Here is a 15,435-nt window from a genome sequence, read left to right as displayed (position 1 = left end):
CTGATAAGTAACAAGGCCGGCACCGGGCCGACCTTCCAAAACTATTATAGCAATATTCAGGCCATGCGAACTTCATAAATGGAAGGCCCGCGCGTGTTGGCATGCGGCTCGAAACGCACCCGCACCTTGTCCTTGCCCTTCGAATACGCGAACGGCACCAGGTAGGCTGCCTCGAAGAAGCCGCCCGGCGCCTCGCGGCTCAGGCGCTGCGTGGCGATCAGCTTGCCGTCGATGACGATGTCGAGCAGGCCGCGCTCGGCCTCGCCCCAGTACGTCACGTACAGCGTCATCGGCCGCGCGGCACAGCGCAGGTCGGCCTCCATGTAACCGCCGCCGGTCTTGATCAGGCGGCCGCTGCGCCCCCGGTACGGCGCCGGCTCGGTGCGCGCGTCCGCGCAGGCGTGGCCCGCTTCCGAGGCCGGGTCCCCGGGCGACAGCAGGTCCACCGTGGCTGCCAGCACCTGCTTGCGCCCGGCCACCGCCTGCGCGCGGCGCGCGGCCTCTGCGGCCCAGCCCTGCCGAGAATAGGCTTCGAAATAGACCGCCGTGCGCTGATTCCACTGGCGGTAGAAGGGCCGCAGCGTCAAGACCGTGCCCGTGGTGGTGGTCAGGGTGTAGGCGACGTCGGTGCCGGCCGGTGTGCTTGCCAACGCGCCGGCGCTCGCCGGCACGCCGCCGGACGGCGCCTGCGCCGCAGGCCTGTCCCCCCCGGCGAACACCGCCGGCGTCTCCTCCGGCGGCAGCGGCGCGCCGTCGCGGCCCAGGTCGGCGGCCAGCACCATGGGGCCGTGCAGATAGGCCTGCAGCGCGGGATGGTCCGGCGCCGCCTCGCGGTACACGGCCATCGGCAAAGTGAGGACGATGCGGTCGCCGGCGCGCAGCCGCTTGCTGAGCGTCGCGTAGCCGTCGGCTCCGCGTGCCGGCACGGCCTTGCCGTTGAGCGTGAGCGACGGCACCGCCGCCCAGCCTGGCAGGCGCAGCTTGACGGACACCGGCCGCCGGCCCGCTGCGCGCGTGACCACCAGTTCGATCCGTTCGCCGTGCGGATACCGGGTCTTCAGTTCGAAGGCGCCGACGCCGGGCCAGTCCAGCGTGGAAGGAATGAACTCGTTCACGTACAGCACCGGCTGCGCCGCGTCGCCGCCCTGCCAGTAGACCGAGTCCCCGTGCTTGGCGTGCGCCTCCATGCCAGAGCCCATGCAGCACCAGAACTGGCCGTCCGGCTGCGACCAGGTCCTCTTGGCCCCGGCCATCATCGGCATCATGTAGGCGAACATGCCGGTGCCGGGATCCTGCGCGGCCAGGGTATGGTTCAGGTGCGCACGCTCGTAATAGTCGAACCACTTCGCGTCCGGCTCCCACTGGAACAGGTGGCGCGTGATCTTCAGCATGTTATAGGTCGAGCAGTGCTCGCAGGTCTGCTCCGTGATGTGGCGCGACAGCGCGTCTCCGGCCGGGAACCATTCGCGGTCGCCGTTGCCGCCGACGACATAGCTGCGCCGGCGCGTCACGGCGCGCCAGAAGAAGCGCGCGGCGGCCGCGTTGTCCTCGCCGCCGCCCACTTCGTACAGGCGGGCGGCGCCGACGTATTTCGGGATCTCCGTATTGGAGTGTGTGTTGTCCAGCTCGTCGCGCCCATCGGCCGCCGGGCGGAAGGTCTTGTCGTGGCGCAGGCGGCGCGCCAGGTCCAGCCAGCGGCGCTGGCCGGTGCGGCTGTACAGCTCGGCGATGGACTCCTGCAGCCCGCCGTATTCGCAATCGAGCACCAGTTGCGTGTTGCGCTCGTCGAGCTTGGCGAACACCTGGTCGATATAGCCGGCCAGGCCGGCGGCCACCGCCAGCGCCTGGGCGTTGGCCAGGTGTGCGTGCGCGTCCAGCAGGCCGGCCAGCTGTTTGTGCAGGTTGTACAGCGGGGCCCAGCCGCCGTTAAGGTTGCCGAAGCGCGGATCAATGCGGCCCTGCATCACCTCGTCGAACAGCGGTTTGCCGTTCTTGTGCACCTGGTCGCCGACCCGGCGCCCCAGCGCGGCGACGTAGCCGTCCGCGCTTTGGGCCTGGCACAGCGCCAGTTCGGCCACGATGTAGTCGGCCCGGCGCCGGCACTCGGCGTCGCCGGTCTGCGCGTGCATCAGCGACAGTGCGCTCAGGTAGTGGCCCAACGTGTGGCCGGCGATGGTGTCGCTCTCCCAGCCGCCGTAGACTTCGCCCTTGGGCGGCAGTCCGGCGTTCTCGCGGAAGCGCGCCAGCAGCCGGTCCGGCTCCAGCGTCATCATGAAGCGCTGGTTGGCCTGCACCGCGTCCAGCCAGGGCGACGGTGTCAGCCTCACTTGCGACAGCGGAAAGGCGCGGGCGCGCGCCGGGACAGCCTGCGCCATGGCGGAACCAGGCATCCAGGACAGCAGGCCGAGCGCGCTGGCGCCCTGCAGGAAGTGTCGGCGGTTGCTGCGTGTCATTCGGACCTCTCAAAAGACGATCGGCACGGCGATGCCGTGCCGATCGGGCAAAACTAAAGGAAGCGGCTGCAGCAGCCGCCTCCCGTCCTCCAATTACAGTGCGCCGAACTTGTAGCGCAGTGCCAGGCTGAAGGTGCGGCCGTTGGCGTAGTGCTGCAGTTCGATGCCGGTCTTGTAGTCTGGCTCGCCGATGTAGCGATGCAGCGCCTTGTTGGTGATGTTCTTGGCGTTGAACGACAGCGTCAGGTTGTCAGCAAACTCGTAGTTGATCGCGCCATCCAGGATGCCGTAGGCGTCGATGGAGCGGCTGTCGATCGGGTTGACCGCCACGTCGTTGAACAGCGACATCGAACGCCAGGTGTAAGCCAGGCGGCCCGACAACTTCTTGTCCTCGTACATGGCGGACAGGGTGTAGTTGTGCTTGGACTGGAACGGCTGCGCCATGGACACGACGCGCGGCGCTGCGGCGGTGCCGAAGTTCAGCGGGTTGGACGTCTTCACGAAGGTGTAGGAACCCGATACGCCGAAGTTCTTCAGGATGCCTTCGGCGCCGTCGAAGAAGTACTGGCCAGCCACTTCCAGGCCGCGTGCGTAACCTTTTTCAGCATTGACGCGCTTGCTCACCGAATACTGGCCGCCCGTGCAGGCATTGCCGGTGGGACCGTTGTAAGGTGCGGCGACCGCAGGGTCCAGCGTCTGGCACGAGATCAGCGAATTGAAGAAGCCATCGATCTCCTTGTCGAACACGGCGACCGACGCGTAGTTGGTCTTGTTGAAGTAGTGTTCGTACGACAAGTCGTAGCTGTCCGCGACCAGCGGACGCAGGTCCGGATTGCCGACGTTGGCGGTGCCGTTGGTGGTGTTCACGCCGCTGATGGACGGGTTCAGGTCGCCGATGCCGGCACGGGTCATGCCACGGCCGTAAGCGAAGCGCACCAGCGATTCCTTCGTCAGGTCGTAAGTGGCGTTGAACGACGGCAATGCGTTGGTGTACTTGGTCTTGCCCACCACATCGACCAGGGCACCGTTCAAGCCCACCGCGCGCGCCACGGCCTCGCCGGAGGTACGCACCAGGCGCACACCGACATTACCCTTGAGGCGGTCGTCCAAGGCCGAGAATTCGCCCACCAGATAGCCGGCCAGCGTGTTCTCTTCGACATAACGGCGCTCGCCTGCGAGTTCAGGGTAGGCGCCGTCCGCCGGGATGCCCGCTTTCGGGAAGGCGGTCGCCACGCCGTTGCCCAGCAGGGCATCCGGCGAATAGACCGCGAAGCCGCCTGCATAGCCGGCTTTGCCGTCCATGAAGTTGGTCGGCGCGTTCTGGATCACGCCGGGCATGGAGGCAGCGTTGATGGCGTTCGAACGGCTGGCCGTCAGCGGCAGGCCGTCGGTGGTCAGCGGCTTGCCGACGAAGCGGAAGTTCTTGTACAGGCTGTCCATGTGGGCGTAGCGCGTGCCGAACTTGAAGCGGTTGAACGGGCCGACGTCCATGCTGTAGGCACCGCTCAGCGCGGTAGCGTGGCCGCTGTCGTCCCAGCTCTGGTTGGTACCGTTGTCATACGAGCGGAACACGAAGTTGGAAGGATCGCCCAGATCGGGACCGGTGAAGGTCAGCTGGTGCGGCGCGCCGTCGGCGATGCGGTTGGTGGACCACAGCTTGCCGGGGGCCGAATCCATGATCACGGAGCGGTTGTCCTGGGTCTTGTCGGACTTGATGTACGAGAAGTCGGCCTTCAGCGACAGTTCCGCCGTCGGGCTCCATTCGGCGCCGGCCGCGCCTACCCAGGTGGTGTAAGGGGTGTGCTCGTCGCCGCCGAGGCTGGTGACGGCCGAATTGAGCATGGTGCCGCTCAGCGCGCGCTTGTTCACCAGCACGTCGTCGCTGCCGCCGTTGATGTTGCGGTTGGCCAGCGATTCGGTGTAGTTGAACGGCGTGGTCTGCAGATTTTGCACGTTGGCGCCGTCAACCGAGTTCAGGCCGCGGTAATTCTGATGGTAGAGGTAGTACACATAGTTGGCTTCTGCATAGAAACGCAGGGTGTTATTGACGCGATAGTCCGCCCCCAGGTTCAAACCCTTGCGCTCGCGCATGATGGTTTCCTGGAACGCGTTGGTCGTCACGCCCGTGCCCGACATCACGTTGCTGATCTGATCGGCGCTCAGGCCGGCCAGGTTGGGCATGTTGGCGCCCGTGGTGCCGACGTTGTCCATGAAGTTGACGTCGCTGCGGCCCACATAGGAGGACATCGGCAGGAAGGGGCTGTTGGCCGTGTTGGCGGCGGCGCGCGTCGCGTATTCGGCGCTGTCGGCGCGGACCGCGCGCTTCAGGCTGCCGCCGCGGTTGGCAGGGTTGTTGTCGGAACGGCCGGTGCTCTTCTGGTAGACCGCCGCGCCCATCACGCCGATACGGCTGCCGCCACCCAGGTCGAAGCGGTTGGCGCCCATCACGAACAGTTCAGGTTGGGTATCCTTGGCCAGGTCGTTGTGGCTCGCGGTGACCGATGCGGCAAAGGTCGGGCCCTTGAAATCGCTCGGATTGCGGTTGCGGATATTGACCAGGCCGCCGATACCGCCTTCGATGTGCTCGGCCGACGGGTTTTTATAGACGTCGACGCCGGCGATCATGCCCGGAATCGCGCTCTCGATATTGAATTCGCGGCCGCCTGCGGTGTTGAAGGAGCGGCCGTTGATTTGCGAAGCGGTCTGGTTGCTCAGGCCGCGTATGGTCAGGCCGGAGCCGGCGCCAACCGGCGAAGCGCCTTCGCCGCCATAGCGGTAGCCCTGCACGCCCGGGATGCGCGTCAGCGTCTCGGCAACGTTCTGGTCGGGCAGCTTGCCGATGTCCTCGGCAGTGATGGAGTCAACCACTTCCATCGTGTCGCGCTTGATCGCCACCGACGAACGGGCGCTGGCACGAATACCGGTCACCACCACGGTCTGGTCGGAGGCGGCCTGCTGCGCCATCACGTTCGGCGCGAACGCCTGCCATACAGCCAGCGCTACGCCAGTTGCTTTTAAGGAAAAACCTGCTTTTTTGTCCATCACTGTCCCCAATTTGATTGAATCGTACCGTCTCGGCGGCATACCCTGCCTACTACAGCTGTGCATCGATTTCTTTACCCTGTCCAGGTTATCGATAACACGAATGTAGTCATAACTATTCAGCTTGGCAACTGAAATTGTCGGAATCGCCTAAAAAAAGTTTAAAAAAGATTGTTTCCGACGTGTCGCAACAACTTTTGGCTTTACGGCGTAGCGTTTTATCCCGTAGACTTGTTATCGATATCAGTTTATTGTTGCAAACTGAGCCCCACGCGGAGAAAAACATGTTTGAAAAGACCTACCACGCCACCCATCCGGACATGATGTCCCAGGTGAGCAACGAGCAGTTGCGCGACCGTTACCTGATCGACGGCTTGTTCGCGGCCGACCGTGTCGTATTGAACTACTGCCACAACGAACGCTTCGTCATCGGCGGCGCCGCCCCTGTGCACGCCCCGGTAGCGCTGCCGCGCCACACCGAACCGGCCTCGGCCGCAGGCCAGCCATTCCTGGTGCGCCGCGAGCTGGGCATCATCAACGTCGCGGCTGGCGCCGGCCGCGTCAGTGTCGACGGCGTGGCCTACGAACTGGCGCCGCGCGACGGCCTGTATGTGCCGATGGGCAGCGGCGACGTGGTGTTCGAGTCGCTCGACCCGGCCAACCCGGCCCGCTTCTACCTGGCCTCGACCCCGGCGCACGTGCGCTACGAGACGGTCAAGATCACCCACGCCGAGGCCATCCCGCTGGAACGCGGCGGCGCCGAGACCTCCAACGCGCGCACCATCTATCAGTACGTGATACCGGGCGTGTGCAAGTCCGCCCAGCTGCTGCTCGGCCTGACCATACTGAAGACGGGCAGCGTATGGAACACCATGCCGCCCCATCTGCACGAGCGCCGCTCGGAAGTCTATTTCTACTTCGACCTGAAGGAGTCCGAGCGCGTGTTCCACTTCATGGGCGAGCCGGACGCCGCGCGCCACATCATCGTGGCCAACCAGGAGGCGGTGGTCTCGCCGCCGTGGTCCATCCACATGGGCTCGGGCACGGCGAACTACGCCTTCATCTGGGCCATGGGTGGCGAAAACCTCGATTACACCGATATGAACGTCCTCGACATCTGCCAGTTGAAGTAGGAACAGCATCATGCACGCTCAGTCATCCGAACTGTTTTCCCTCCAGGGCCGGACCGCCCTGGTGACCGGCGCCAACACGGGCCTGGGCCAGGCGATCGCCGTCGCGCTGGCGCAAGCCGGCGCCGACATCATCGCCGCCGGCCGCACCGAACCGGTGGAGACGGCGGCCCAAGTGGCCGCGGCCGGCCGCACGCTGCACTTCGTGCGGGCCGATTTCGCGGCCGGCGGCGCCGCGCGCGCGACAGCCGATGTCGCCGCCGCAGCGGCAGCCCTGGCGCCCCATGGCCGCATCGACATCCTGGTCAACAACGCCGGCACCATCCGCCGCGCCGACAGCCTGGACGTCACCGAAGAGGACTGGGACGCCGTCGTCAACACCAATCTGAAATCGCTGTTCTTCCTGTCGCAAGCCGTGGCGCGCGGCATGGCCGAACGCGGCGCCGGCAAGATCATCAACGTCGCCTCGCTGCTGTCCTTCCAGGGCGGCATCCGGGTGCCGGCCTACACCGCCAGCAAGAGCGCGGTGGCCGGGCTGACCCGCGCGCTGGCCAATGAATGGGCCCAGCAGGGCATCAACGTGAACGCGCTGGCGCCCGGTTATTTCGAGACCAACAACACGGCCCCGCTGCGCGACGATCCGGTGCGCGCGCCGGCCATCCTGGCCCGCATCCCTGCCGGGCGCTGGGGTACGCCGGCCGACCTGGCCGGGGCCGCCGTGTTCCTGGCCAGCCGCGCCAGCGACTACGTGCACGGCATCGTCTTGCCGGTCGACGGCGGATGGCTGGCGCGATGACGCGTGCTCCCAACCCCAAGGGCCGCATCGTCTGCTTCGGCGAGGTGCTGTGGCGCCTGTCGTCCCCGGCCGGCGAGATGCTGCTGCAGTCGCCCGCGCTCAAGGCCTGCATCGGCGGCGCCGAGGCCAACGTGGCCGTATCGCTGGCGCACCTGGGCCATGACGCCGCCATGGTCAGCACCCTGCCGGACAACGCTTTGGGCCTGGCCGCCCGCGACGGCCTGCGCGCGCACGGCGTGGACACCGCCGCGGTGACGTTCCAGTCCGGCCGCATGGGCCTGTATTTCCTCACGCCGGGCGCCGTGCTGCGCCCCTCCGAAATCGTCTACGACCGCGCCGGCTCGGCCTTCGCGCGCACCTCGCCCTCCCATTACGACTGGCCCGCCCTGCTCGACGGCGCGGCCTGGCTGCACGTCTCCGGCGTGTCGCCGGCCGTCGGCGACGATGCCGCGCAGGCGGTGGTCGACGCCATGCGCGCCGCCCGCAGCCTGGGCGTGCGCGTGGCCTTCGACGGCAACTACCGCGCCTCGATGTGGGCCCAGCGCGGCCGCACCGGCGCCGACGTGCTGTGCGAACTGATGGCCCATAGCGACCTGGCCTTCGCCGACCAGCGCGACATCGCGCTGGTACTGGACCGGCCGGAATTGGCAGAATCGGCCGAATCGGCCGGCGAAAGCGCGCGCAACGATGCGGTGGCCGCCGCCTTCAGCGCCTTCCCGCTGCTGCAGCGCATGGCCTCCACGGTGCGCGTCCAGCACAGCGTGGACAACCACGACCTGCGCGGCTGCCTGCACACGCGCGCCGGCTCGGTCGAATCCGGCGCCTTCCCCTTGCGCGGCATCGTCGACCGCATCGGCACCGGCGACGCCTTCGCGGCCGGCGTGCTGCACGGCTTGCAGCGCGGCTGGAGCGACGCCGACACGATCGCCTTCGGCGCCGCCGCCGGCGCGCTCAAACACGCCGTGGCCGGCGATTTCAGTCCCGCCAGCGAGTCGCAGGTACTGGCCATCCGCAGCGGAGGCCTCGATGTCCGCCGTTAGGTCCGCCCTCCCCAGCCGGGCGCCGATGCGCCTGGAATGGGACCACGGCAGCGCCGAGGTACAGGCGCTGGGCGGCATGCTGGGCCCGGTCTGCTTCCGCCTGGGCGGCGAACGGGAACTCGAAGTGATGCATGTGGCGCCCTGGGCCGGCATGCGCGACGCCAGCGCCCTGCCCGGGCTGATGCGCCGCCTGCGCGGCGAATGGCCTTGCGTGCCCTTCGGCCGCACCGACCTGCCCGCCGACCTGCCCCCGGAATGGACGGCGCGCGCGCCGAGCGACAACTGGCCGCACGGCTACGCCTCCAACCATCATTGGAACTGCATCGCAGCGAGCGCGGGCAGCGTGACGCTGGCCATCGACTACCCCGCCGAATCGGCGGTGCGGCGGCTCGAACGCACCATCAGTGTCGATCCCAACGCCCCGGCGCTGGACATCGCCCTCAAGGTGTGGTCGCGCCGCGCGGCGACGCTGCCGGTGGGCCTGCATCCGACCTTCCGCCTGCCGCCTGCCCCCGGCCGGGTGCAGGTGCTGCTCGGATCGCACGACGGCGTGTTCAGCTACCCGTCCGCGTCGGCCGGCGAGATCTCGCGGCTGGTGCCGGACACCCGCTCGGACAGCCTGTCGCGCATGGCCGCCGCCGGCGGTGTTGCCGATTTCACCAGCCTGCCCCAGGCCTGCCGCTCGGAAGAGCTGATGCAGGTGCGGGGCCTGCGGGAGACCGGCGGCGCGCCGTTCGCCCTGCACTACCTCGATTACGACGCCTGTGTCGGCCTGTGGTGGAACACCGCGCAACTGCCCGACCTGATGCTATGGGTCAGCAACGGCGGCCGTCCGCAATTCCCCTGGATGAGCAGGCACGTGGCGCTGGGCGCCGAGCCGGTCAACAGCCTGTTCGACCTGGGGCGCGTGTGCAGCGCACCGGACGGCCATCCGCTGGCCGATCGCCTGGGCGTGGCGCTCACGCCGGAACAGCCATGGGAAACCCACTATCGCATTGCGGCCTGGACGCACACCGCACCAGCCTTCCCTTCACCTTGAATAGAAACATCGCTATGTCTCCACAATTCCGTTCGCGCGGCATGCTCCAGGCCCATATCGCCCATACCATGCGCTTCTACTATCCGCGCTGCGTCGATCCGTCCGGCGGCTTTTACCATTTCTACATGGACGACGGCACGATCTATGACCACAGCACGCGCCACCTGGTGAGCAGCACCCGCTTCGTCTTCAATTTCGCCATGGCCTACCGCGAATTCGGCAATGCCGAATACCTGGCGGCGGTGCGGCACGGCGTGGCCTTCCTGCGCGACGCCCACCGCGATCCCGCCACCGGCGGCTATGCCTGGCAGCTGGCGTGGCGCGACGGCGAAAAGCAGCTGATCGACGGCGACAACCACTGCTACGGCCTGGCCTTCGTGCTGCTGGCCTATTCGCACGCGCTGGCCGCCGGCCTGGAGGAGGCGCGCGGCTACATGGAAGAAACCTACGCGCTGATGGAGCAACGCTTCTGGGAACCCGTGCACGGCCTGTACGCCGACCAGGCCAGCGCCGACTGGTCGGTCACCGATCCCTACCGCGGCCAGAATGCCAATATGCACGCCTGCGAGGCGATGCTGGCGGCCTTTGAGGCCAGCGGCGACCCGCGCTACGTGAAACGCGCCGCCACGCTGGCGCACAACATCACCGTGCGCCAGGCATCCTTGGCCGGCGGCATGATCTGGGAACACTACGATCCCGAATGGCGCATCGACTGGGACTACAACCGCAACGACAAGAGCAATATCTTCCGCCCCTGGGGCTACCAGCCGGGCCACTTCACCGAATGGGCCAAGCTGCTGCTGCAACTGGAGCGCCACGCGGCACACCTGGAAGGGCCGTCCGACTGGCTGGCCCCGCGCGCGCAATGGCTGTTCGACACCGCGCTGGAGAAGGCCTGGGATGCGCAGCACGGCGGCATCCATTACGGTTTCGGCACCGAGAGCGAGATCTGCGACGGCGACAAATATTTCTGGGTCCAGGCCGAGAGCTTGGCGGCGGCGGCGGTGCTGGCCGCGCGCACCGGCGAGGAACGCTACTGGGCATGGTATGACAAGATCTGGGCCTATAGCTGGGAGCACTTCGTCGACCACGAACATGGCGCCTGGTACCGCATCCTGAGTCCGGAAAACGGCAAGCTGACCGCCGAGAAAAGCCCGGCCGGCAAGGTGGATTACCACACCATGGGCGCCTGCCACGAAGTGCTGCGCGTGCTCGGGGAGGCACAGTGATGCCGCTGCCGCGCTTTGTTTCCGCAGGCGAAGCCCTGACCGACATGCTCAGGACCGGCCCGAACAGCTGGTCCAGCCAGGTGGGCGGCTCGACCTGGAACGTGGCGCGCGTGGCGGCCAGGCTGGGCATGTCCAGCGCCTTCGCCGGCGCCGTGAGCAAGGACGTCTTCGGCCAGGAACTGGCCGCGGCCAACGCCGCCGCCGGCCTGGACGGCCGCTTCCTGCAGCAGCTGGACCGCGCGCCGCTGCTGGCCATGGTGCACGAGCTCAATCCGCCGCAGTACTTCTTCATCGGCGACGACAGCGCGGACCTGCACTTCGACGCCTCGCGCCTGCCCGCCGCCTGGCTGGACGAACTGCGCTGGGTGCACTTCGGCGGCATCAGCCTGGCGCGCGAACCGCTGGCCTCCAAGCTGCTTGCGCTGGCGCGGGAGGTCAAGGTCAAGGGCGTGCGCATCAGCTACGACCCTAATTTCCGCGCGCTGATGGACAAGCGCTACGACGCCACGCTGCGCAGCATGACCGCCCTGGCGGACGTGATCAAGGTGTCCGACGAGGACTTGCAGGGCCTGTTCCGTTGCGACGACGCCGACGCTGCCTTTGCCGCCTTGCGGGCCATGAATCCCGGCGCCAGCTACCTGTATACGCGCGGCGCCCAGGGCGCCAGCCTGTACCAGGACGGCACGGTATGCCACGCGCCCGCCCCGCCGGTGACCGTAGCCGACACGGTCGGCGCAGGCGACGCTTCCATCGGCGCCCTGATTTATAGCATGATGACGTATGGCGAGCGTCCGCCAGGCGAGCATTTGCGCTTCGCGGTGGCCGCCGGCGCCGCCGCCTGCGAGTCGGCCGGCGCCAGCCCGCCGGCGCTGGACGCGGTTGAACGGCTGTTCCAGCTGACCCGCACAGCGGCGTCGCTTTGAAAGCAACTTAAATACGACAGGCCTTCGGGCCTGTCGAACTGAAGGGTATTTCCAATAGGCACCGATTTGTCATTCTTGCGTGCGGCTCGGCACCCCGCGGGAATGACAGGTCGAGGTACCCTAAACGGAGTAAGATTTAAATGAACCAACTCAATTTGCTCAAGTCCGCTTTGCTGAAGTCCTGCACCCTGCTGCTTGCCGCTTCGCTGGCCTCTTTCGCGTGCCAGGCTGCAGCCACCACCGGCCAGCGCCTGGCCACGCTGCAGTCGCCCGACCACAAGCTGGTGCTGGACGTGTACCAGACGCCGGTCGACGGCGGCGCCAGGGAACTGCGCTACACCCTGAGCTACCAGGGCAAGCCCGTCATCCGCGAATCGAAGCTGGAGCTGGAGTTGGACAACCATCTGTCCGAAAACGCCATGGCGCTCAAGGTGGACCGGCACGCCCACTGGTTCGACAACCTGGCGGTGACCGCCGTCAAGCCCAGCGCCAACGATAGCACCTGGACGCCGCGCACCGGCGAACGCAGCCGGATCCGCGACCACTACAACGCGGTGGCCATCGACATGGTCAAGGACGACAATCCGATCTACAAGCTGACGCTGGAAATGCGGGCCTACAACGAAGGCGTGGCGCTGCGCTTCTTCTTCCCCGAGAATGAAAAGGGCACCTACTACCGCGTCACGGCCGAAAACACCGAGTTCTCCCTGCCGGCCGGGACCAAAGCCTGGTTCCACGGCTGGGCGCAAGCGCCCTACGCGCTGCTGCCCCTGAAGAACTGGCCGGACGAATCCGAGCGTCCGCTGACGCTGGAACTGCCAGGCGGCGTCTACGCCAGCCTGCTGGAAGCGCAAATGGTCGACTACGCGCGCACCAAGTTCAAGCTGAGCCCGACCAAGGCCGACACCATCGTCACGTCCATGCACGGCGCCGCCGACCTGGTGTCGCCCTTCGGCACCCCGTGGCGCGGCATCATGGTGGCCGATACCCCGGCCAAACTGGCCGAGAACAGCCACTTCATCCTGAACCTGAACGAACCGTCGAAAATCCGCGACGACAGCTGGGTCCAGCCCGGCAAGATCATGCGCGTGATGACGCAGACCACCGGCGACGCCAAGGCCAACATCGATTTCGCGGCCCGCCACGGCCTGCAATACATCCTGTTCGACTGGAAGTGGTACGGCCCGGCCTTCACCTTCGCCTCGGACGCGACCAAAGTCGCCATCCCCGACTTCGACCTGCCCGCCATCATCGCCTACGGCAAGGAGCGCGGCATCGGCGTCTGGCTCTACGTCAACCAGCAAGCCTTGCTGGCGCAATCCGACACCCTGTTCAAGACCTACCGCGACTGGGGCGTGAAAGGCGTGAAGTTCGGCTTCGTGCAGGTCGGCTCGCACCGCTGGACCACCTGGATAGAAAAAGCGATACAGCAGGCCGCCGAAGCGGGCATCATGGTCAATGTGCACGACGACTGGCGCCCCACCGGCGAACAGCGCACCTGGCCCAATCTGCTGACGTCCGAGGGCATACGCGGCAACGAAGAGATGCCGGACGCCACCCACAACACGGTGCTGCCCTTCACGCGCTACCTGGCCGGCGCGGCCGACTACACGATCTGCTATTACGACCCGCGCATCAAGACCACCCACGCGCACCAGCTGGCGCTGGCGGCCATCTACTACAGCCCCCTGCAGACCTTGTACTGGTACGACAAGCCCGCCATGTCGGACCACGGCCCCGAGCTGGAGTTCTGGGACCGGATCCCGGCCACCTGGGATGAAACGCGCGTGCTGGACGGCGCGCCGGGCGAATTCGTCAGCACCGCCAGGCGCAAGGGCGCGGACTGGTTCGTCGGCACCATCACCAACAACAGCAGCCGCAAGCTCAAGCTGGCGCTGACTTTCCTGGAGCCGGGCAAGCGCTACGAGGCGAAGATCTTCGCCGACGACGCCAGCCTGCCCACCAAGACCAAGGTTGCGGTACGCAGCATGCAGGTCGATTCGGCCACCGTGCTCGATGTGGCGCTGCTGGCATCCGGCGGCCAGGCCGTCTGGCTGACTTTGGCAAAATAGGAACATCATGCAACTTCACTTCCCCCGCGCGCAGCGCCTCGCCCTCCTGATTACCTTGCCGCTTGCGCTGGCGGCCTGCCAGACCGGCGCACCAGGCGGCCTCGGCGCCGCGGCGCCGGCGGACCAGCCCTGGGTGGCCGACCTGGGCAACGGCAAATACCAGAACCCCGTGCTGCACGCCGACTACGCCGATCCGGACGCGATCCGCGTCGGCGACACCTACTACATGGTGTCTTCCAGCTTCGCCCAGACGCCCGGCCTGCCGCTGCTGGAATCGAAGGACCTGGTCAACTGGGAACTGGTGGGCCACGCGCTGCCGGCGCTGGTGCCGGCGGCGCAGTTCGCCACGCCGCAGTTCGCCAAGGGCGTCTGGGCGCCCGTCCTGCGCCACCACGACGGCAAGTTCTGGCTCTTCTATCCTGACCCCGACTACGGCGTCTACGTCATGACGGCCGAGCGTTTCGCCGGCCCCTGGAGCGCCCCGCACCTGCTGCTGCCGGGCAAAGGCATCATCGACCCGGCCCCGCTGTGGGACGACGACGGCAAGGCCTATTTGATGCACGGCTGGGCCGGCAGCCGCTCGGGCAAGAACAACATCGTGACCTTGCGCGCCATGGCGCCCGACGCCAAACGCATGCTCGACGAGAGCGGCCCGGTGGTCATCGACGGCAACCAGGTGCTCGGCATGCACACGCTGGAAGGACCGAAACTCTACAAGGCCGACGGCTACTACTACGTGTTCGCCCCGGCGGGCGGCGTGGAACAGGGCTACCAGGCCGTGTTCCGCTCGCGTTCCATCTACGGCCCGTACGAATCGCGCACCGTGATGACGCAGGGCGACACCGCCATCAACGGTCCTCACCAGGGGGCCTGGATACGCGCGCAGGACGGGCGCGACTGGTTCCTGCACTTCCAGGACAAGTATGCCTATGGCCGCGTGGTGCATCTGCAGCCGATGCGCTGGAAAGACGGCTGGCCCGTGATCGGCGAGGACAGCCGCCTGCCCGGCGCCGGCCAGCCGGTGCTGACGTACGACAAGCCGGTGCAAGGCTATCCGGTGAAGGTGCCGCCCACCAGCGACGAGTTCAGCGCGCCCCGGCTCGGCCTGCAGTGGCAGTGGAACGCCAACAACCGGCCCGAGTGGTACAGCCTGACGGCGCGCCCCGGCATGCTGCGGCTGCACACGCAGGCCGTGCCGCAAGCCGACAACTACGTGCGCAATTCGCCCGCCATCCTGGCGCAAAAGCTGCCCGCGCCATCCTTCGTGGTGGACACGCACATCGAACTGCACAACGCGGCCGACGGCGACCGCGCCGGCCTGATCGTCAACGCCATCCAGTACGCCTGGATCGGACTGCGCAAGACCCCCGCCGCCACCGAACTCGTCTACACCCAGTGCGGCCCCTTCCGCCAGTTCGGCCCGGCCTGCACCGAAAAGACCTGGGTGGTGCTGGCGTCGGCGCCCTCCTCGCTCTACCTGCGCATGCGCATGGCGGAAGGCGGCATGGCCACTTTCTATTACAGTACCGACAACGTCGATTTCAAACCGGTCGCCGCGCCCTACGCGGCCTCCAAGGGCGGCTGGGTGGGCGCCCAGGTAGGCCTGTTCAGCGTGGGCAAAGAGGCCGCCGCGCCGGGAACGTCGTATCTGGACGTCGATTACTTCAGATTCCGGGCCCAATAACGCCGCCGTGCTTGACAGCGGACTCGG

10 protein-coding genes are annotated in these 15,435 nt (G+C 67.0%); 8 read left to right on the top strand and 2 right to left on the bottom strand.

What is annotated here, in order from left to right; genetic code table 11:
* Positions 1-56: 56 nt before the first annotated feature.
* Both ACSQ8Y_RS07750 and ACSQ8Y_RS07745 read right to left on the bottom strand, forming a co-directional pair.
* On the bottom strand, positions 57-2,453 hold the full coding sequence (locus ACSQ8Y_RS07750; protein WP_436265869.1) for a beta-L-arabinofuranosidase domain-containing protein: 2,397 nt from the start codon (positions 2,451-2,453) through the stop codon (positions 57-59).
* 93 nt (positions 2,454-2,546) lie between these two features.
* Positions 2,547-5,495, bottom strand: coding sequence for a TonB-dependent receptor (locus tag ACSQ8Y_RS07745; protein WP_436265868.1), 2,949 nt, complete (start codon positions 5,493-5,495; stop codon positions 2,547-2,549).
* Positions 5,496-5,779: 284 nt separating this feature from the next.
* Between ACSQ8Y_RS07745 and kduI the strand changes: the two genes are divergently transcribed.
* The 8 genes from kduI (at position 5,780) to ACSQ8Y_RS07705 (ending at position 15,408) form a co-directional block, all read left to right on the top strand.
* The gene (kduI, locus tag ACSQ8Y_RS07740; RefSeq protein ID WP_436265867.1) at positions 5,780-6,628 is read left to right on the top strand and encodes a 5-dehydro-4-deoxy-D-glucuronate isomerase; all 849 of its coding nucleotides are present in this window, start codon (positions 5,780-5,782) and stop codon (positions 6,626-6,628) included.
* A gap of 10 nt (positions 6,629-6,638) precedes the next feature.
* A complete protein-coding gene (gene kduD, locus ACSQ8Y_RS07735; protein WP_436265866.1) occupies positions 6,639-7,421 on the top strand; it encodes a 2-dehydro-3-deoxy-D-gluconate 5-dehydrogenase KduD in 783 nt (260 codons plus the stop codon).
* Entirely contained in the window at positions 7,418-8,461 is a 1,044-nt protein-coding gene (locus ACSQ8Y_RS07730; RefSeq protein WP_436265865.1) for a sugar kinase, read from the top strand. The genes kduD and ACSQ8Y_RS07730 overlap by 4 nt, the downstream gene beginning before the upstream one ends.
* Positions 8,448-9,500: a hypothetical protein gene (locus ACSQ8Y_RS07725; RefSeq protein ID WP_436265864.1), complete on the top strand. Its 1,053-nt coding sequence runs from the start codon at positions 8,448-8,450 to the stop codon at positions 9,498-9,500. The genes ACSQ8Y_RS07730 and ACSQ8Y_RS07725 overlap by 14 nt, the downstream gene beginning before the upstream one ends.
* A gap of 14 nt (positions 9,501-9,514) precedes the next feature.
* The gene (locus tag ACSQ8Y_RS07720) at positions 9,515-10,729 is read left to right on the top strand and encodes an AGE family epimerase/isomerase (protein ID WP_436265863.1); all 1,215 of its coding nucleotides are present in this window, start codon (positions 9,515-9,517) and stop codon (positions 10,727-10,729) included.
* A complete protein-coding gene (locus tag ACSQ8Y_RS07715; RefSeq protein WP_436269780.1) occupies positions 10,729-11,652 on the top strand; it encodes a carbohydrate kinase family protein in 924 nt (307 codons plus the stop codon). The genes ACSQ8Y_RS07720 and ACSQ8Y_RS07715 overlap by 1 nt, the downstream gene beginning before the upstream one ends.
* A 140-nt stretch (positions 11,653-11,792) precedes the next feature.
* The gene (locus ACSQ8Y_RS07710; protein WP_436265862.1) at positions 11,793-13,724 is read left to right on the top strand and encodes a glycoside hydrolase family 97 catalytic domain-containing protein; all 1,932 of its coding nucleotides are present in this window, start codon (positions 11,793-11,795) and stop codon (positions 13,722-13,724) included.
* Positions 13,725-13,731: 7 nt separating this feature from the next.
* A complete protein-coding gene (locus ACSQ8Y_RS07705; protein ID WP_436265861.1) occupies positions 13,732-15,408 on the top strand; it encodes a glycoside hydrolase family 43 protein in 1,677 nt (558 codons plus the stop codon).
* Positions 15,409-15,435 lie beyond the last annotated feature (27 nt).

Origin of the sequence: Pseudoduganella sp. LjRoot289, from assembly GCF_964252925.1 — a bacterium.
In the GTDB taxonomy this organism is placed as follows: Bacteria; Pseudomonadota; Gammaproteobacteria; order Burkholderiales; family Burkholderiaceae_D; genus Rugamonas.
The sequence above is the reverse complement of the archived record's forward strand: the minus strand, read 5'-3'. Positions and strand labels throughout refer to the sequence as shown.